This is a genomic window from Curvibacter lanceolatus ATCC 14669, from assembly GCF_000381265.1.
In the GTDB taxonomy this organism is placed as follows: Bacteria; Pseudomonadota; Gammaproteobacteria; order Burkholderiales; family Burkholderiaceae_C; genus Curvibacter; species Curvibacter lanceolatus.
Map to the genome: position 1 here is coordinate 159542 of NZ_KB906256.1, position 18093 is coordinate 177634.

Annotated in this window: 13 protein-coding genes and 1 pseudogene; 6 read left to right on the forward strand and 8 right to left on the reverse strand. The window is 68.5% G+C overall.

Annotation, left to right across the window (positions count from 1 at the left end; all coding sequences use genetic code 11):
• Positions 1-95 precede the first annotated feature (95 nt).
• From F624_RS0109555 to F624_RS0109565, 3 genes are all read right to left on the reverse strand, one after another.
• Positions 96-1064, reverse strand: a complete 969-nt coding sequence (locus F624_RS0109555) for a tripartite tricarboxylate transporter substrate binding protein (protein WP_019574071.1) — start codon at positions 1062-1064, stop codon at positions 96-98.
• 66 nt (positions 1065-1130) lie between these two features.
• Positions 1131-2276, reverse strand: coding sequence for a CaiB/BaiF CoA transferase family protein (locus F624_RS0109560; RefSeq protein WP_019574072.1), 1146 nt, complete (start codon positions 2274-2276; stop codon positions 1131-1133).
• A gap of 33 nt (positions 2277-2309) precedes the next feature.
• Positions 2310-3260 carry a hydroxymethylglutaryl-CoA lyase gene (locus F624_RS0109565; RefSeq protein WP_019574073.1) on the reverse strand — a complete coding sequence of 317 codons (951 nt, stop codon included), beginning with the start codon at positions 3258-3260 and terminating at the stop codon, positions 2310-2312.
• 114 nt (positions 3261-3374) lie between these two features.
• On the opposite strand from F624_RS0109565, the gene F624_RS0109570 reads away from it, so the two are divergent.
• Complete coding sequence (locus F624_RS0109570) at positions 3375-4301, forward strand: LysR substrate-binding domain-containing protein (protein WP_019574074.1); 927 nt, start codon at positions 3375-3377, stop codon at positions 4299-4301.
• A gap of 9 nt (positions 4302-4310) precedes the next feature.
• Here the strand turns inward: F624_RS0109570 and rocF are convergent, their stop codons facing one another.
• Both rocF and F624_RS0109580 read right to left on the reverse strand, forming a co-directional pair.
• Complete coding sequence (rocF, locus tag F624_RS0109575) at positions 4311-5249, reverse strand: arginase (RefSeq protein ID WP_019574075.1); 939 nt, start codon at positions 5247-5249, stop codon at positions 4311-4313.
• 130 nt (positions 5250-5379) lie between these two features.
• Positions 5380-6504 (reverse strand): 3-deoxy-7-phosphoheptulonate synthase, encoded by a 1125-nt coding sequence (locus F624_RS0109580; protein WP_019574076.1) that lies wholly within the window; start codon positions 6502-6504, stop codon positions 5380-5382.
• A gap of 613 nt (positions 6505-7117) precedes the next feature.
• Here F624_RS0109580 and F624_RS32400 point away from each other — a divergent pair.
• Together F624_RS32400 and F624_RS35740 are read left to right on the forward strand one after the other, a co-directional pair.
• Positions 7118-9121: pseudogene (locus F624_RS32400) on the forward strand (outer membrane protein assembly factor BamB family protein); the annotation flags it as partial.
• 61 nt (positions 9122-9182) lie between these two features.
• Positions 9183-9398 (forward strand): PQQ-binding-like beta-propeller repeat protein, encoded by a 216-nt coding sequence (locus F624_RS35740; protein WP_019574079.1) that lies wholly within the window; start codon positions 9183-9185, stop codon positions 9396-9398.
• 50 nt (positions 9399-9448) lie between these two features.
• Here F624_RS35740 and tldD read toward each other — a convergent pair whose 3' ends face one another.
• The 3 genes from tldD to F624_RS32405 form a co-directional block, all read right to left on the reverse strand.
• Positions 9449-10909 carry a metalloprotease TldD gene (tldD, locus tag F624_RS0109590; protein ID WP_019574080.1) on the reverse strand — a complete coding sequence of 487 codons (1461 nt, stop codon included), beginning with the start codon at positions 10907-10909 and terminating at the stop codon, positions 9449-9451.
• A 59-nt stretch (positions 10910-10968) separates the two neighbouring features.
• Entirely contained in the window at positions 10969-12123 is a 1155-nt protein-coding gene (rodA, locus tag F624_RS0109595) for a rod shape-determining protein RodA (RefSeq protein ID WP_019574081.1), read from the reverse strand.
• A gap of 92 nt (positions 12124-12215) precedes the next feature.
• Positions 12216-14318: an HDOD domain-containing protein gene (locus F624_RS32405; protein WP_019574082.1), complete on the reverse strand. Its 2103-nt coding sequence runs from the start codon at positions 14316-14318 to the stop codon at positions 12216-12218.
• Between the two features lie 157 nt (positions 14319-14475).
• Between F624_RS32405 and F624_RS0109605 the strand changes: the two genes are divergently transcribed.
• The 3 genes from F624_RS0109605 to F624_RS0109615 are packed head-to-tail and all read left to right on the forward strand — an operon-like array spanning position 14476 to position 18025.
• Complete coding sequence (locus tag F624_RS0109605) at positions 14476-15063, forward strand: YqiA/YcfP family alpha/beta fold hydrolase (protein WP_019574083.1); 588 nt, start codon at positions 14476-14478, stop codon at positions 15061-15063.
• A 14-nt stretch (positions 15064-15077) separates the two neighbouring features.
• Positions 15078-17138 carry a ribonuclease catalytic domain-containing protein gene (locus F624_RS0109610; protein ID WP_019574084.1) on the forward strand — a complete coding sequence of 687 codons (2061 nt, stop codon included), beginning with the start codon at positions 15078-15080 and terminating at the stop codon, positions 17136-17138.
• Between the two features lie 26 nt (positions 17139-17164).
• On the forward strand, positions 17165-18025 hold the full coding sequence (locus F624_RS0109615) for an energy transducer TonB (RefSeq protein WP_019574085.1): 861 nt from the start codon (positions 17165-17167) through the stop codon (positions 18023-18025).
• Positions 18026-18093 lie beyond the last annotated feature (68 nt).

An 18093-nucleotide genomic window follows, 5' to 3' on the forward strand; every position in this document is an offset into this window, starting at 1 on the left:
CGCGGCTGAAGGCCTGACCCGGCTCGACAGCCGATGAGCGGGTTGCCCTCAGCCGGGCGCGGAAGATCGGTGCTGCAGCCAGCCCGGCGGGCCCCTCAATCCAGCTTCACATTGGCCTTGACCACGATCTTGGCAAAGCGCTCCTGCTCGGCCTTCAGAAACTGACGCGCCGCCTCGGGGGTGCTGGGGTTGATCACGTTGTCCTGCTTGGCCATGGCGGCCTTGACCTCGGGGTCGGCAAAGGCGGCCAGCACGGCTTCATGGATGCGCTTGACCTGGGCGGCCGGCAGCCGGGCGGGGGCCACCACGGCGAACCAGCCCATCACGTCCACCTCCGGAAAGCCCTGCTCGGCAAAGGTGGGCAGATCGGGCAGCGAGGCCACGCGGCTCTTGCCCAGCACGCCGATGGCGCGCAGGGTGCCGCTCTTGAGCTGGCCCTGCACCGAGGGCACCGAGGCCACGCCCATCTCCAGCTGGCCGGCCATGATGTCGGTGATCATGGGCCCCATGCCTTTGTAGGGCACGTGGCGCACTTCCACGCCCAGGGCGTCGATGACCATCTCGCCGGCCAGGTGGATGACGGTGCCATTGCCTGAGGAGGCGTAGTTGTGCTCTTCGGGCTTGATCTTCAGAAAGGCCTGCAGCTCTTTGGCGTTGCGCGCACTCACCAGCTTGGGGTTGACCACCAGCAAAAAGGGCGAGCCGCCCACCACGCTGATCGGGGTGATGTCGTTCAGGCTGTCGTAGGGCAGCTTCTTGAACACGCTGGGGTTGACCGCGTGGTTGTTTGAGATCACGGCGATGGTGTTGCCATCGGGCGCGGCCTTGACCAGGGCCGAGGTGCCGGTGATGCCGCCGGCGCCGGGCAGGTTCTCGATCACCACGGGCTGGTTCAAGGCCTTGGCCAGGGCCACCTGGGCAGCCCGCACGATGGTGTCCACCCCCGAGCCCGGGCCCACAGGCAGGATCACCCGCATGGGGGGCGTGTCGGCCCAGGCGGGCGCAGCCAGCATCAGGGCGGCCCCCAGGGCCAGGGCCGCACGGCGTTTGTGATTGAAGTTCATGGCGTTTGTCTCTTTTTTGTCTCTGGTTTGTCTCTGTCTTGGTTTTGTGAAAAAGCAGGCCAGGGTTCAGCGTTTCAGGGTGGCCAGCACCTCCTCGGTGTGCTCGCCCACGCGGGGCAAGGGCCGGCGCACCCCCGGGCGGCGCCCGCCCATCAACAAGGGCAACAGCACCACCTGGGTGCTGTCGCCGTCGTCGGTCTGCATGGGCACCAGGCCGCCACTGGCCAGCAGGTGTTCGTCTTGCACCAGTTGATCGGGGCGCACCACCTTGGCATAGGGCAGGCCGGCGGCCTTGAGGCGGGCGCACAACTCTTCGATCTCGAAGCCGATGGTGCTCTCGGCCAGGCGCGCCAGCAAGTCGGGGCGCACCGCCACCCGCTGGGCATTGGTGGCCAGGGCCGGGTCGCTGGCCAGGTCAGGGCGGTTCAGCACCTCGCACAGCGTGGTGAACTGCTTGTCGCTGACGGCGCCAATGAACAGTTGCTCGCCATGGGCCACCTCAAAGGTGTCGTACACGCTCCAGGCCGACACGCGCGAGGGGAACGGTGGCGGCACCTCGCCCGTCATCTGGAACTGCTGCATGTGCTGCGAGGCCAGCAGGCAGCAGTTCTCGAACAAGGCGCTCTGGATCTCCTGGCCCTGGCCGGTGCGATCGCGTTCGCGCAGCGCAGCCAGCACGCCGATGGCCCCGAACATGCCGCCCATGATGTCGTTGACCGAGGTGCCGGCGCGCAGCGGGCGACCCTGGGGGCCGGTCATGTAGGTCAGGCCGGCCATGTTCTGCACCACCTCGTCCAGCGCCAGCCGGTCTTCATAGGGGCCGGGCAGAAAGCCCTTGTGCGACACATAGATCAGGCGCGGAAACTGGGCCTTCAGCGCCTCGGCGCCCAGGCCCAGCTTGTCCATCAGGCCGGGGCGGAAGTTCTCCAGCAGCACATCGCTCTGGCCGATCAACTCTTTGGCGGTGGCCAGGCCTTCGGGCGTCTGGATGTCGAGCACCACGCTTTTCTTGTTGCGGTTGAAGCTGCGGAAAAAGCCGATGCCCAGGCCAGGCAGCTGGCGTGTCTTGTCGCCGCCCGGGGGCTCGATCTTGATGACCTCGGCGCCCAGGTCGGCCAGGATCATGCCGCAGGTGGGCCCCATGACCATGTGGGTGAATTCGATGACGCGGATGCCTTCCAGGGGCAGGCCGGTGCTTTGTTCTGTGTTCATGCCAGGGGTGTTTCTGTGGAGGGGTTGGGGGGCTCAACGGGGCAAGGCGCCCGCAGGGTGAAAGGTCTTGGGCAGGCCGGCCCGGTGCAGGCTGCCATGTGTCGCCTCGCCGGCCAGCCAGCCCGTGACCTGGCCCCGCAGCGCCAGCAGTTGGGGCAGGTCGATGCCGGTGGCCACGCCGCCGGCCTCCAGCAAAAAGGCCAGGTCTTCGCTGGCGGCATTGCCGCTGGCGCCGGGCGCGTGCGGGCAGCCGCCGATGCCGGCCAGCGAGGCATCGAAGCGGTTCACGCCCAGCTGCAATGAGGCGTACACATTGGCCAGCGCCAGCCCGCGGGTGTCGTGGAAGTGGCCGCACCAGAAGCGCTCACCGGCCAGGCGCAAGGCCTGTTCGAACAGGCGGCTGACCGAGGCCGGGTCGGCATAGCCCACGGTGTCGGCCAGGCTCACGCGGTCGGCACCGGCATCCAGCAGGGCCTGCATCAGGCGCAGCACCTCGGCGGGCTTCACCTCGCCTTGCAGGGTGCAGCCAAAGGCCGTGCCCACACCACCTTCGATCAGGGTCTTGCGGCCCGAGGCATCGCGGGCGGCGCGGATGCGGCCCAGCTCGGCCACCACCTCGTCGGGGGTCTTGCGCAGGTTGGCCAGGCTGTGCGCATGGCTGGCCGACAGGGGCAGCAGCATCAGGTCGGCGTCGCCCGCCAGGGCGGCTTCGGCGCCCCGGAGGTTGGGCACCAGCACCGAGGCGCACAGCCCGGGCAGGGTCTTGGCATGGGCCAGCAGTTCGGCAGTATCGGCCAGTTGGGGCAGCAGGCGGGCCGGCACAAACGAGCCCACCTCGATCTCGCGCAGGCCGGCGGCGTGGGCCTGGTCGATCCAGGCGATCTTCTGCGCCGTGGGCAGGATGGTCTGGATGCTTTGCAGGCCGTCGCGCAGGCCGACCTCGCGGATCACCGCGCGGGGGGGAAGGGTGGTGAGGGGGGGCATGGGGCTGTCTCCGCGTCTCAAGGACGTGTCTTCAAAGTGCTCAGAGTTTCTAAAATTCCAAATAAAACATCAAATGAAACGTCGGAACCATTTGGATTCCAAAATGGAAACATCATGAGAGACCTGGACCTCAAAACCCTGCGCCTGCTGGTGGCCGTGTGCGACCTGGGCAACATCAAGGACGCGGCAGCCCAGGAGCTGATCGAGCCCTCGGCCATCAGCAAACGCATCACCCAGCTCGAAGACGCCCTGGGCCTGCAGGTGCTGGTGCGCGGGCGGCGCGGCACCGAGCCCACACCGGCCGGGCAGGTGCTGCTGGAGCACGCGCGCACGGTGCTGTTCACGATGGAGAAGATCGAGGCCGACATGGCCGGCTTCAAAGGGGGCATCCAGGGCCATGTGCGGGTGGTGGCCAGCGCCTCGGCAATTGCAGAATCGCTGCTGGACGATCTGGCCGCCTTCATGCGCGAGCCCCGGCACCAGAACATCCAGGTCGACATCGAAGAGCGGGTGTCCAAAGACATCGTGGGCCTGGTGCGCGACGGCGTGGTGTCGCTCGGTGTGTGCTGGAGCCAGATCGACCTGGGCGGGCTGGAAAGCCGGCCCTACCGCCACGACGAGCTGGTGCTGGCCGTGCCCCTGGGCCACCCGCTGGCCGGGCAGCCAGCCCTGCACTTTGAAGACACGCTGGATTTCGAGCACGTGGGTCTGCCGCCGTCCACCGCGGTCTACACCCTGCTGCACCGCTGCGCGCTCAAGGCAGGCAAGCCCCTGAGCTACCGGGCGGTGGTGTCCAACTTCGACGCGGCCTTCCGGGTGGTCGGCGCCGGCCTGGGGGTGAGCGTGGTGCCGCTGGAGATCAGCCGCCTGCACACCGCGGCCGGGCGCATCCAGACCGTGGCCCTGCTGGATGACTGGGCACACCGCACCTTTTCGATCTGTTTTCGGCGCCAGCAGGCGCTGACACCGGCCGCGCAGCGCCTGCTGGCCTATCTGGAAGAGCGGGCGGCAGCGGCACCCTCGCCCCAAGCCGCGGACTGAGCGCTCCGCTCAGCGCAGCAGCACCGACTTGCCCAGCAGGCTCTCGATCATGGCCACCAGGCACTCGGCGGTCTGGTTGCGCACATCGCAGGCGGGGTTGAGCTCGACCACATCGAGCGAGCCCAGCCGGCCGGTGTCGGCCACCATCTCCATGCACAGCTGGGCCTCGCGGTAGCCCGGGCCGCCGGGCACGGCGGTGCCCACGCCCGGGGCGATGTCGGGGTCCAGAAAGTCGGCGTCCAGGCTCACGTGCAGGTGGGTGTGTTCGTCCAGCCCGGCCAGGGCCCGGCGCAGGGTCTCGGCCATGCCGTGTTCATCGATGAAGCGCATGTCGTAGGCCTCGATGCCCAGCTGGCGCAATTCGAGCTTTTCGGCCGGGTCCACGCTGCGCAGGCCGATCTGGCGCAGTTCGGCGGGCTGCAGGGCGGGCGGCGGGCCGCCCAGGGTGGTCAAGGCCTCGGGGCCCAGGCCGCACAGGCAGGACACGGGCATGCCATGCAGATTGCCGCTGGGCGTGGTTTCGCCCACGTTGACGTCGGCATGGGCGTCCAGCCACAGCACGCGCAAGCGCTGGCCCTGCTCGCGGCAGTGCCGGGCCACGGCGCTGATCGAGCCGATGGCCACGCTGTGGTCGCCGCCCAGCAGCACCGGCAGCTGCCCGGCGCGCAGGCTGGCCAGGGTGGCTTCGTGCACGCTGCGGTTCCAGGCGATCACCTCGTCCAGATGCCGGTAGCCCGCCTGCACCGGGCCTTGCGGGTTGGCCGGCCCGCACAGGTCACCGGCATCCAGCACCGTCCGGCCCAGGCCTTGCAGCGCCGCCGCCAGGCCCGCCACCCGCAAGGCCTCGGGGCCCATCGAGGCGCCCCGACGGCTGGCCCCCACATCGGTGGGGGCGCCAATCAGGCAGACCGGCGCCAAAGGCGTGCGGGGTGCGGTGGGCTGGTTCATGCGGGGCTCCTTGGGGTGCCTGCCCACTATACAAAGCAATGCCACGGGCCGCAGACGCAGAAAGAGCGCCACCGGGGCGCTCTTGGGGTGACAAGCACCCAGAGGTGCTTTGTCAGGATCGCGGCAGGGCTCAGGCCTTGCGGGCGCGGCGGGCCTTGACGGCCTCAGACAACACGGCCAGCACGTCGGCCGAGTCGTCCCAGCCCAGGCAGGCGTCGGTGATGCTCTTGCCGTATTCCAGGTCAGCGACCTGGTCCTTGCCCGGGGTGAACTTCTGGGCGCCGGCATGCAGGTGGCTTTCCACCATCAGGCCGAACACCTGGTGCGAGCCGCCTTCGATCTGGGTGGCGATGTCGCGCGCCACGTCGATCTGACGCTGGTGCTGCTTGCTGCTGTTGGCGTGGCTGCAGTCCACCATCAGGGTGGCGGGCAGCTTGGAGGCTTCCAGCTCCTTGCAGGCAGCGGCCACGCTGTCGGCGTCGTAGTTGGGGGTCTTGCCGCCGCGCAGGATCACGTGGCAGTCCTTGTTGCCCTGGGTCTGCACGATGGCGACCTGGCCGTTCTTGTGCACCGACAGGAAGTGGTGGCCACGGGCCGCCGCCTGGATGGCGTCGGTGGCGATGCGGATATTGCCGTCGGTGCCGTTCTTGAAGCCGATCGGGGCCGAGATGCCCGAGGCCAGCTCGCGGTGCACCTGGCTTTCGGTGGTGCGGGCCCCGATGGCGCCCCAGCTGATCAGGTCGCCGATGTACTGGGGCGAGATCACGTCGAGGAACTCGCTGCCGGCCGGCAGGCCCAGGCGGTTGATCTCGATCAGCAGCTGGCGGGCGATGCGCAGGCCTTCGTCGATGCGGTAGCTCTCATCGAGGTAGGGGTCGTTGATCAGGCCCTTCCAGCCGACGGTGGTGCGGGGCTTCTCGAAGTAGACGCGCATCACGATCTCGAGCGTGTCGGCGTATTTTTCACGCTCCACCTTGAGGCGGCGGGCGTATTCCACCGCGGCGGCCGGGTCGTGGATGGAGCAGGGGCCGATCACCACCAGCAGGCGGTCGTCCTTGCCGGCCATGATGTTGTGGATGTTGTGGCGGGTTTCGGTGATCAGCGACTCGACCTGCGTGCCGTGGATGGGGAAGAAGCGGATCAGATGTTCGGGAGGCGGAAGCACGGTGATGTCCTTGATGCGTTTGTCGTCGGTCTGGCTGGTCTTGTCGACATTCGCGTACCAGGCATCGGCCTTGGTGCTGGGCTTGTTCATGGTGGGGCTCCTTTGGATTTGAAACAGGTTGGAATCAGTTTTCGGTCGGGCAGAAAAAAACCGCCGGGCTTTTCAGCTTCGGCGGTTCCTGGGAGGGTGTTCGGGTGCTTACGCGCTCGCCTCTCGTCCGCCGGGGACAGAGAACCAAAAGTAAAAATAAAAGGCTGCGCGAACTTGCATGGCAGGCAATTTAGCACAGCGGCGGGCGAAGTTGCCGTCTGTCGCTCACACACCACATCGGTTTTTTTGCGCGCCATGCGCTCCGGCGTGCGCATTGCGCGCAATTGGCGCGCTTGAAATGATTTTTTGCCTCAAAAACACGCAAAAACGCCCTTGGAACCGGTATTGGCAACAGCGCAAAAAAAATTGCTTTTTTATGTAGCCAGGGGGGTCAGCGGTAGAGGAAACCGTTCGTCCCCCCCGCACGAAAGCCCCGGGCAGAGCAGGCCTGGGGCCTTGCCCGCCCTTGCGCAGCCCATCCCGACCGCCTGGCCGGGCAGCCGCACAATGCCCTCCCCTTGGCCGGATGTGCTCCAAAAAATGGGGTTTCACCTTGCTGAAGGAGCACAACATGAGGCTGATCGCACGCACCTGGGCCTGGCTCATGGCCTTGATGGGGCTGGGTTTGAGCGTGGGGGGCGGGTATCTGCTCTGGCTGGGCGGCTCACCCTATTACCTGGCAGCCGGCCTCGTGCTGGTGGGCGCGGCCGGCCTGATGGCGCGCCAGCGGGCCAGCGGGGCCTGGTGGGTGGCGGCCCTGGCACTGCTGAGCGTGCCCTGGGCGCTGTGGGAGAGCGGCTTCGACTTCTGGGCCCTGTTCCCGCGGCTGATGGCACCGCTGGCCCTGGCCACCGTGTCGCTGCTGCTGTCGCCCCGCCCGGCCGACGGGTCCGGTGGCCGAGGAACGGTGCGGGCCGGCCTGATTTTCGGGCTGGCTTTTGTGCTGGGGCTGGCGCTGGCCTTTGTACCGCATGGCGTGGTGCAGCCCGATGCGACCCTGGCCTACGAGGCACCGCACGGCGACAACCGGCCGGCTGATTGGCACGCCTACGGTCGCACACCCGAGGGGCGTCGCGATGCCCCCTTCGACCAGATCAACCGTGACACCGTGCACCGCCTGCAAGCCGCCTGGACCTACCGCAGCGGCGACACCCAGCCCGGGGTGGACCAGAACACCCCGCTGCAGATCGGCGGGCTGCTCTACAGCTGCACCCGCCGCGACCGGGTGATCGCGCTGGACGCCGACACCGGCCAGCAGCGCTGGGTGTTCGACCCCCAGGCCAGCGCCCCTTTCTGGCAACGCTGTCGCGGCCTGGGCTACTGGCACGACACTGAGCCCAGCCCTGAAGGCACCGCCAGCGGCTGCCGTGAGCGCATCGTGCAGACCACCATGGACGCCCGCCTGATCGCGCTGGACGCCCACAGCGGCCAGCCTTGCGAAGGCTTCGGGCAACACGGCACCGTGTCGCTGGCGCAAGGCATGGGCCCGGTGCGGCCGGGCTTCTACTTCCAGACCTCGGCCCCGCTGGTGGCACGCGACCTGATCGTGGTGGGCGGCTGGGTGGTGGACAACCAGATGCGCGGCGAGCCCTCGGGCGTGATCCGCGCCTTCAGCGCCCGCACCGGGGAGCTGGTGTGGGCCTGGGACCTGGGCCACCCGGCCACCACCCGCGAGCCCCCCGAGGGCCAGACCTACACCCCGGGCACGCCCAACATGTGGAGCACCGCGGCCTACGACGACGAGTTGGGCCTGGTCTATGCGCCCCTGGGCAATGCCACGCCCGACTACTTCGGGCGCGACCGCCCGCCCCACTCGGACGAGTACAACTCGTCGCTGGTGGCCCTGGACATCCGCACCGGGCGGCCGCGCTGGAACTTTCAAACCGTGCACCACGACATCTGGGACTACGACCTGCCCTCGCAGCCGGCCCTGATCGATCTGCCCGACGGCCAGGGCGGCCGCGTGCCCGCGGTGCTGCAGACCACCAAGCGGGGGCAGGTGTTTTTGCTGAATCGCGCCACCGGCCAGCCCCTGGCCGAGGTGGCCGAAAAACCCGTGCCGCAGAACGGCGCCGTGCCCGAAGAGGCGCTGTCGGCCACGCAACCCTACTCGGTGGGCATGCCCACCATCGGGGCCGAACACCTCAGCGAAAGCCGGATGTGGGGCATGACGATGTTCGACCAGTTGCTGTGCCGGATCGAGTACCGCCAGATGCGCTATGACGGCGACTTCACGCCACCCGGCCTGCAGCGCGCGATCCAGCAGCCGGGCAATGTGGGCGGCATGAACTGGGGCAGCGTGTCGGTGGACCCGCACAACCAGCGGGTGTTCCTCAATGACATCCGGGTGCCCAGCGTGTTCCAGCTGGTGCCGCGCGCCGACTATGCCGAGTTCTCAAAAACCCACCCACCGGTGAGCGACGGCCATGGGCCCTCGGCCCAACTGGGCACGCCCTACGGCATCTACACCACGATCTGGTTGTCCAAGCTGGGGGTGCCGTGCGTGCAACCGCCCTTCGGCACCCTGACGGCCATCGACTTGAAGACCCGCCGCATGGCCTGGCAGGTGCCCGTCGGTACCGCCCAGGAAACGGGCCCCCTGGGGTTGCGGTTGGGCCTGCCCATGCCGATCGGCATGCCCAGCTATGCGGGCACGCTGAGCACGGCGGGGGGGGCTGGTGTTCTTCTCGGGCAGCCAGGATTTCTACCTGCGCGCCTACGACGCCCAGACGGGGGCCGAGGTCTGGAAGCACCCGCTGCCCGTGGGCAGCAGCGCCACGCCCATGAGCTATGTGTCGCCCAAGACCGGCAAGCAGTACATCGTGGTGACGGCCGGCGGAGCCGCCTATTCCAAGCGCCTGGGGGACTACGTGATGGCCTTTGCCCTGCCCTGAGGGGCTTCCTGGGCCGGGCTTGGGCCCCGGCCCGGTTCAGAAACGCCCGCTCAGGCGGTGCCGCCCACCGTCATGCCGTCGATGCGCAGGGTGGGCTGGCCCACGCCCACAGGCACGCTCTGGCCCTCTTTGCCACAGGTGCCCACGCCGCTGTCCAGGCGCATGTCGTTGCCGATCATGGTGACGCGCTTCAGGGCCTCTGGGCCGCTGCCGACCAGGGTGGCGCCCTTGACGGGGTATTGGATCTTGCCGTTTTCCACCCAGTAGGCTTCGCTGGCCGAGAACACGAACTTGCCCGAGGTGATGTCCACCTGGCCGCCGCCGAAGTTGGTGGCGTACAGGCCTTTCTTGATGCTGGCCACGATTTCCTCGGGGCTCTTGTCGCCGCCCAGCATGTAGGTGTTGGTCATGCGCGGCATGGGCACGTGGGCGTAGCTTTCGCGGCGGCCGTTGCCCGTGGGCTTCACGCCCATCAGGCGGGCGTTCATCGAGTCCTGGATGTAGCCCTTCAAGATGCCGTCCTCGATCAGCACATTGCGCTGGGTGGCGTGGCCCTCGTCGTCCACGTTGAGCGAGCCGCGGCGGTCGGCAATGGTGCCGTCGTCCAGCACCGTGACGCCCTTGGCGGCCACGCGCTGGCCGATGCGGCCGGTGAAGGCGCTCGAACCCTTGCGGTTGAAGTCGCCCTCCAGGCCGTGGCCGATGGCTTCGTGCAGCAGCACGCCGGGCCAGCCCGGGCCCAGCACCACGGTCAGTTCGCCGGCCGGGGCCGGACGCGCTTCAAGGTTGGTGAGGGCGGCATTCACTGCGTCGTTCACATAGGTGTCGATCACGGCGTCGTCGAAATACGCCATGCCGAAGCGGCCACCGCCGCCACCCGAGCCCACCTCGCGGCGGCCGTTGTGTTCGGCGATCACGGTGACCGACAGGCGCACCAGCGGGCGCACATCGGCCGCCAGGGTGCCGTCGGCACGGGCGATCAGCACCACGTCGTACTCACCGGCCAGGCCGGCCATCACCTGCACCACGCGCGGATCGCGGGCACGGGCACGCTGCTCGACCTTTTCCAGCAGGCGCACCTTGGCGGTGCTGTCCAGCGTGGCGATCGGGTCCAGCCCGGGGTACAGCGAGCGGCTGGGCGCCACCTTGCGCGTCACGGCCCGCACGCGGGCGTTGCCGCCCTGGCCCGAGATGGTGCGCACCGTGTGCGCCGCATCCAGCAGCGAGGCCAGCGAAATGTCGTCGGAATAGGCAAAGGCGGTTTTCTCGCCGCTCACGGCCCGCACGCCCACGCCCTGGTCGATGCTGAAGGAACCCGTCTTGACGATGCCCTCTTCCAGGCTCCAGCCCTCGGCCCGGGTGTATTGGAAGTAAAGATCCGCGTCATCCACCCGGTGCGCCCGGATCTCGTTGAGCGCCTTCGTCAGGTGGGTCTCGTCCAGACCAAAGGGTTCAAGCAGCAATTGCCGGGCAATGGCCAGGCGCTCGAGAGTGGGTTCGCGTGAAATCATGCGGCCATTTTAGGGCGCGCCCGGCGCCCCATCCGAGTGGGGGGCCAGAGCCCCCGGATTCAAGTGGGCACCAGCCGCTTGGCCCGGGCCACCGACATCAGAATCCCCAGCCCCATGCCCAGCGTGACCATGGCCGTGCCCCCATAGCTGATGAAGGGCAGCGGCACCCCCACCACGGGCAGGATGCCGCTCACCATGCCCATGTTCACAAAGGCGTAGGTGAAGAAGATGCAGCACACGGCCCCGGCCAGCAGGCGCGAGAACAGGGTGGGCGCCTCCAGCGCGATCATCAGGCCACGCCCGACCAGGAACAGAAACGACACGATCAGGCACAGGTTGCCGATCAGGCCGAACTCCTCCGAGAAGGCGGCAAAAATGAAGTCGGTGGTGCGCTCGGGGATGAACTCCAGGTGGGTCTGGGTGCCGGCCATGAAGCCTTTGCCGAACACGCCGCCCGAGCCGATGGCGATCATGCCCTGGATGATGTGAAAGCCCTTGCCCAGCGGGTCGCGCGAGGGGTCGAGCAAGGTGCAGATGCGCTGCTGCTGGTAGTCGTGCAGCACCGGCCAGCGCACCCCATCGGCGCACAGCCGGGGCTCGAACCACACGACCAGGGCCACGCCGATCACCCCCAGCAGCACCGGCGGCAGGATCAGGCGCCAGCTGAGGCCGGCAAAGAAGATCACCGACAGGCCCGCCGCCAGCACCAGCAGCGAGGTGCCCAGGTCGGGCTGCTTCATGATCAGGCCCACCGGCAGCACCAGCAGCAGCCCGGCCACCAGAAAATCAAGGGGGCGCAACTGCCCCTCGCGGCGCTGGAACCACCAGGCCAGCATCAGCGGCATGGCGATCTTGAGGATTTCGCTGGGCTGGATGACCACCCCCAGGTTGATCCAGCGCCGCGCGCCCTTCTTGGTCAGGCCGAACAAGGCCACGGCCACCAGCAGCGACACCCCCAACACATACAGGGGCACGGCGAAGGTCATCAAACGCTGGGGCGGCACCTGGGCCACCACGAACATGATCATGCCCGCCAGGATCATGTTGCGCCCATGGTCGACAAAGCGTGTGCCATGGTCATAGCCGGAGGAGTACATGGTGAGCAGGCCAGCGCACACCAGCAGGAAGACGGCAAACGCCAAGGGCCCGTCAAAGCCCTGGAACAAGGGCATCAGACGCTGGCGCAGGGACGGCTTTTCAAAGACGGCGGACATGGCGCGATTATCGGCCCAGCGGCAAGTCAGACCGGCCGGCACGGCTTCTGCGCGCACCGGCAGACCCCAGCAGACCGCAGCAGAAGAGTCGCTCAAGCCGCCTTGTCGGGCCGGGCCTGGCGCAGGCGGAACAGCTGTACCAGTTGCCCGCCCAGCCGGCGCAGCAGCTCGCGCGAGCCCGGGTCCATCAACAAGGTGCCGGGCTCGGCCGCGTCGGCATACAACAGGGCGAACACCTGGTCACGGTGCAGCAGGGGCAGCAGCCAATAGGCGGCGGGCGGTGCGGGATCGCACAACCAGGCCGGCAATTGCCGGCGCAGCAACGGGTCAGACGCCACATCGGGCACCACCGCGAGTTCGCCGCTGCGGCAGGCCTGGCCCAGCGCCCCGCCCTGCCCCGGCCCCAACTCGACGCGGAAAACCGCTTGCAGCGGCGCCGCCCCCGTGCCCACGGCCAGGCGGGCCGACACGGCAGCGGCCTGGGGGTCGCGCAGGCAGAACACCACCCGATCGGTCTCCAGCGCGCCATGCAGGCCGGTGACCAGCTTGCGCAAGCCCTCGGCCAACGGCACCTGGCGGGCCGCATCGGGTTCGTCCAGCCAGGACTGCAGGCTGCGCTCTAGCGCGCGCAGGGCCTCATGCTGGCGGCCCAAGCGGCTCGTGCGGGCCTGGGTGGACGAGGGCCCGGCGGCTGGCCCCAAGGGTGCGGGCCGCGAATGGGTGACGGCCGGGGCTGGCTCGGCAGCGGGTGGCCGCACCCCAGGTACCGCCACCGCGGCCGCCTTGGGCGCCGAGACCACGGGCGCTGGCGCGGCCGCCTGCGCAGGCGCCGGTGCAGCCACGGACACGGGGGCCGCCGGGGTTGCCAAAGAGGGGGCTACCGCCGGAGGTACAGCTTGGGGTGCGGGTTGCGGTACAGCTTGGGTAAGGCTGCGCGTCTGGCTGGCCGGAAAGCCCAGGGCATCGGCCATGCCCTTGAGACGGGCCTGGGCCTGGATCACGCCGTCCTGGAAATCTTCGGCCGCCAGGCCCAGCACCCGGGCATAGCGGTCGGTGACGGTCTTGAGGCGCTGCGCCGGCTCGATGGTGTCGGGGCCGGTCAGGGCGGCGGTGAGGTCGTTGGCGGCCACGGCCAACCAGCGCAGGTACTCGCGCCCGGCCTGCGGGCGGCGGGCCGGTGGGCGCCCGAAGGGTCGGCGCATGCAATACAGCAGATCAGCGGGCAGGCCCCAGCTGCGGGCCACGCCGCAGCCGAAGTCCTCCAGGCTCAGGCCCAGGTAATGAAGGGCCGCCGTGACCTCGCCGCCCGAAAAGCGCCCCTCGGCCACGGCCCGCTCCATTTGCACCGCCTCGGCCGGAAAGTAATAGCCCAGCAGCATGCGGCCCAGGTTCTGGAACAGTGCGGCCAAAAAGGCGTCTTCGCGCAGGTGCGGCGAGGCGCACAGCTCGCTGGCCAGCGAGCCCGCCATCAGCGCACGCAGAAACTGGGTCTTGAGTTGCCCCGCATGCGCCTGATCGGGCATGCGCTCCAGCAGTTTCAGGCTCAGGGCCAGGTTGCGCACGCCATTGAAGCCCACCAGGCCCACGGCGCGCGACACCGTGGTCACCATGCCACTGACCTGGGCGTACTGCGCGCTGTTGACCACCCGCAACAGCTGCTGCGTCAGGGCCACGTCGCGCAGGATCTCGCGCGCCAGGTCTTCCAGGCTGTGGTCGTCGGAGCCGGCCACCTGCAGGATGCGCCCCATGGAATCGGCCAGGGCCGGAAAGTCGCCCTGGCGGCGCATGCGCGCCAGCAGGGCTTCGAGGGTTCGCGCCGCTGCCGTGCCGGCCCAGGCCGACAAGGCGGCCTGAAACTCGCTGACCTCGGCAAAGCGCAGCTCGGGCTCGGGGTTCAGGGCCCGGGTGATCTGGGCCTGCAACGGTGGGTCCAGGTTGCGCCCCCAGTCCTCGGGCAGGTCCTGGAAGCGCCGCTCCAGTGCGTCGTGCGAACGTGCCGCTGTGCGCTGCTCAGAGGCCGTGCCGGTGAGCATTTCGGCCAGCAGCACCCCGGCGGCAAACACGCCCTCTTCGGGGGTCTCGGCCAGGCCCTGCTCCCAGCGGGCCTGAGGCCAGGCCAGCGCGGCAGCCACCGCCTCGTGGGGCAGCAGGATCCCCGCCTCAGGTGGGCGGGCAGCGGACTGGGGCTCACTCATGTCGCAAAATAGAAGAATCGGGGCGTTTCAGGGCCGGGCAGGCAAGCGCCGGCCACGCCAGCCAGTTTAGGGCCAGTTGACCGGCCCCGGCCTCAACTGCAACCCCAACTTCAGACTTCAACCTGCCCGCCCGACGGCCCCAGCGCCAGACCCAACCATGCCCCACACCACCCATCTGCTGTATCTGCACGGTTTCCGATCCTCCCCGCAATCGGCCAAGGCCCGGCAGATGGCCGCGGCGGTGGCCGAACGGCACCCCCAGGCGCACTGGTGGTGCCCCCAGTTGCCGCCCTCGCCACGCGCCGCCGCCGAGCTGCTGAGCGAAGGCCTGCGCGACTGGCCCCACGCCCGCATGGCGGTGGTGGGCTCGTCGCTGGGCGGGTTTTACGCCTCCTGGGTGGCGCGCCAGACGGGCTGCCGCTCGGTGCTGATCAACCCGGCGGTGGACCCGGCGCGTGACCTGGCCCGCTACATCGGCGAGCAGACCTTCTGGCACCAGCCCGAGCAGCGCTTCTATTTCGAGCCCCGTTTTGTCGACGAATTGCGGGCCATGGCCACGGAAGGCCGCTGTGCCCCGGGCCCCGAACTGGCCCTGATCGCCAAGGGCGACGAGGTGCTGGACTGGCGCGAGATGAGCGCCCGCTACGCCCATGCGCGCCTGCAGGTGCTGGAGGGCGGCGACCATGCGCTCAGTGATTTTCCGGCCCACCTCGATGAGGTCCTGGGTTTTCTGGATCTGGTCTAGGGGACAATCGCCGCATGTACGCACTGTTTGATGAAGCCGGCAAATTTCAGGCCGGACGCATTCTGTCGGAAGCCGATAGCTCCCTGCAGGTGGAACTGGAATCGGGTAAGCGGGTCAAGGTCAAGGCCGCCAACCTGCTGCTCAAATTTGAAAAGCCCGCCCCGTCCGAGCTGATCGCCCAGGCCCAGGCCGCGGCCGAAGGCATCGAGCTGGAGCTGGCCTGGGAGTTCGCGCCCGAAGAAGACTTCGGCTTTGCCGAGCTGGCCCGCGACTATTTCAGCGAACAAGCCACCCTGGTGCAGCAGACCGCGGCCCTGTTCCGCCTGCACGAGGCCCCGCACTACTTCCGCCGCGCCGGCAAGGGCCGCTACAAAAAGGCCCCGGCCGAGATCGTGCAGCAGGCGCTGGCCGCCATCGAAAAGAAAAAGCTGCTGCTGCAGCAGATCGCCGACTGGGCCGCCGAGCTGGGCCGGGGCGAATGCCCGCAGCCGATCCGTGATCAGCTCTACAAGATCCTGTTCCGCCCCGACAAGAACGCGCCTGAATACAAGGCGGTGGTCGAGGCCTCGCGCGCCACCCAGACGGCCCCGCTGGACCTGCTGCGCCAGGCCGGCGCCATCGATTCGGCCTACCAGTTCCACTGGAAGCGCTTTCTGTTCGACAACTTCCCCAAGGGCACGGGTTTTCCGCCCCTGCAGGCCCCCGACATCACCGACGAGCTGCCGCTGGCGAATGTGCAGGCCTACTCGATCGACGACTCGCAGACCACCGAAATCGACGATGCGCTGTCGGTTCAGGGCCTGGGCAGCGGCACGGTGACCCTGGGCGTGCACATCGCGGCGCCCGGCCTGGCGCTGCACACCGGCACCCCGATCGACCAGGTGGCCCGCAACCGCCTGTCCACCGTGTACATGCCGGGCTACAAGATCACCATGCTGCCCGACGAGGTGGTGCAGCGCTACACCCTGGCCGAAGGCCGCGCTTGCCCGGCCGTGTCGCTGTACGTGAGTTTTGACGAGGCCAGCCTGGAGATCCAGGCCAGCGAAACCAAGCTCGAACGCGTGCCGATCGCGGCCAACCTGCGCCACGACCAGCTCGACAAGGTGGTCACCGAAGCCTGGATGGAGAGCGACAACCCGGGCCAGACCGAGTTGCCCGGCGGCATGACGCATGCCACCATGGCCTTTCTGTGGCGCCTGGCCAAAACCCTGAAGGCCCGCCGTGAGGTGGTGCGCGGCAAGCCCGAAACCTTCAACCGGCCCGACTACAACTTCCGCCTGGTCGGCAACGACGGCGCCGAACCCACCGGGCAGGAGACTGTGCAGATCAGCGTGCGCCAGCGTGGCGCCCCGCTCGACCTGATCGTGGCCGAGGCCATGATCCTGGCCAACAGCCACTGGGGCCTGTGGCTGGCCGAATGCGGCGTGCCCGGCATCTACCGCAGCCAGGCCAGCCTGGCGCCGGGCGTGAAGGTGCGCATGGGCACCAAGGCCCAGCCGCACGCGGGCATCGGGGTCAAGGCCTATGCCTGGAGCACCTCGCCCCTGCGCCGCTACACCGACCTGGTCAACCAGTGGCAGATCATTGCCTGTGCCCGCCACGGCAAGACGGCAGCCCTGGCGGCCCCCTTCAAGCCCAAGGATGCCGAACTGTTCTCGATCATCAGCGGCTTCGATGCGGCCTACAGCGCCTACAACGGCTACCAGGCCGGCATGGAGCGCTTCTGGACGCTGAAGTACGTGCAGCAGAACGCCATCACCGAGCTGACCGCCGCAGTCTTCAAGGAAGGCCCCAATGGCAGCGTGCTGGTGCGCGCCGACGACCTGCCCCTGGTGCTGGCGGCCCACGGCATGAGCGGCCTGCCGCGCGGCGCCCGGGTGCGGGTGAAGCTGGGTGAGATCGACGAGATCGCGCTCGACCTCAGCGGCACCATCGCGGAACGCCTCGACGCCGAGCTGCCGCTGGACGGTGCCGACGAGGACGAGGGTGACGACGAGCCGGTGGCCGGCCCGATCGCGATCGCGGTGGACGTGAACGAAGCAGAGCCCGCTGCGGGTGAAGCGAGCCCCGCCTGAAGCCCTGATCCAGACCCGCTCCAGCCGTGCGCGCCCTCGCCTTCCTGCACCACCTCAGCACCCTGCAGATCACGCTGGCCGTGTCAGCGCTGGTGCATGCCGGCCTGCTGACGCTGCGCATCGTCGACCCCGAGTCCTTCAACCGGGTGTTCCAGGACACCCCGCTGGAGGTGATTCTGGTGAACGCCAAGTCGGATGCCCGGGCCGAGCGGCCCACAGCCATCGCCCAGGCCAACCTGGCCGGCGGGGGCGAGGCCAGCCGGGGCCGAGCCACCTCGCCCTTGCCGAGCTCGGCGCTCAGCAGCGTGGGCGACACCCTCGAGGAAAGCCAGCGCCAGCTGGCCGCGCTGGAGCAACTGCAGGCCCGCATGCTGACCAGCGTGCACCAGCAGCTTGCCAGCCTGCCCCGGCCGGACCCGAACCGCAGCACCCTGACGCCCCAGGAGCAGGCCCAGGAAGAAAAACGCCGCCAGTTGCTCAAGCTGCTGGCCGAGATCGAGCGGCGCATCAATGAAGAGAATGCGCGCCCCAAGAAGCGCTACATCAGCCCGGCCACCCGCGAAGAGGTGTACGCCACCTACTACGACCAGCTGCGCCACAAGGTGGAAGACAAGGGCACCGAGAACTTCCCCGAAAAAGACGGCAAGAAGCTGTACGGTGAACTCACCATGACGCTGACCATCAACGCCAGCGGCCGCCTGCTGTCCACCGAGATCGTGCAAAGCTCGGGCAACCGCACCCTGGACCGGCGTGCCGAGGCCATTGCCCGCTCGGCCGAGCCTTTTGGCAACTTCAGCCCGGCCATGCGGCGCCAGGCCGACCAGATCGTGGTGGTGTCGCGCTTTCGCTTCACCCGCGATGAAACCCTGGAAGCCAACGTCCGATAATCGCGCCTGAATTCCGAGGCCCCCAAGCCAAAACCGAGACAAACCCGGCCTGCACACCAGGCCCCAGC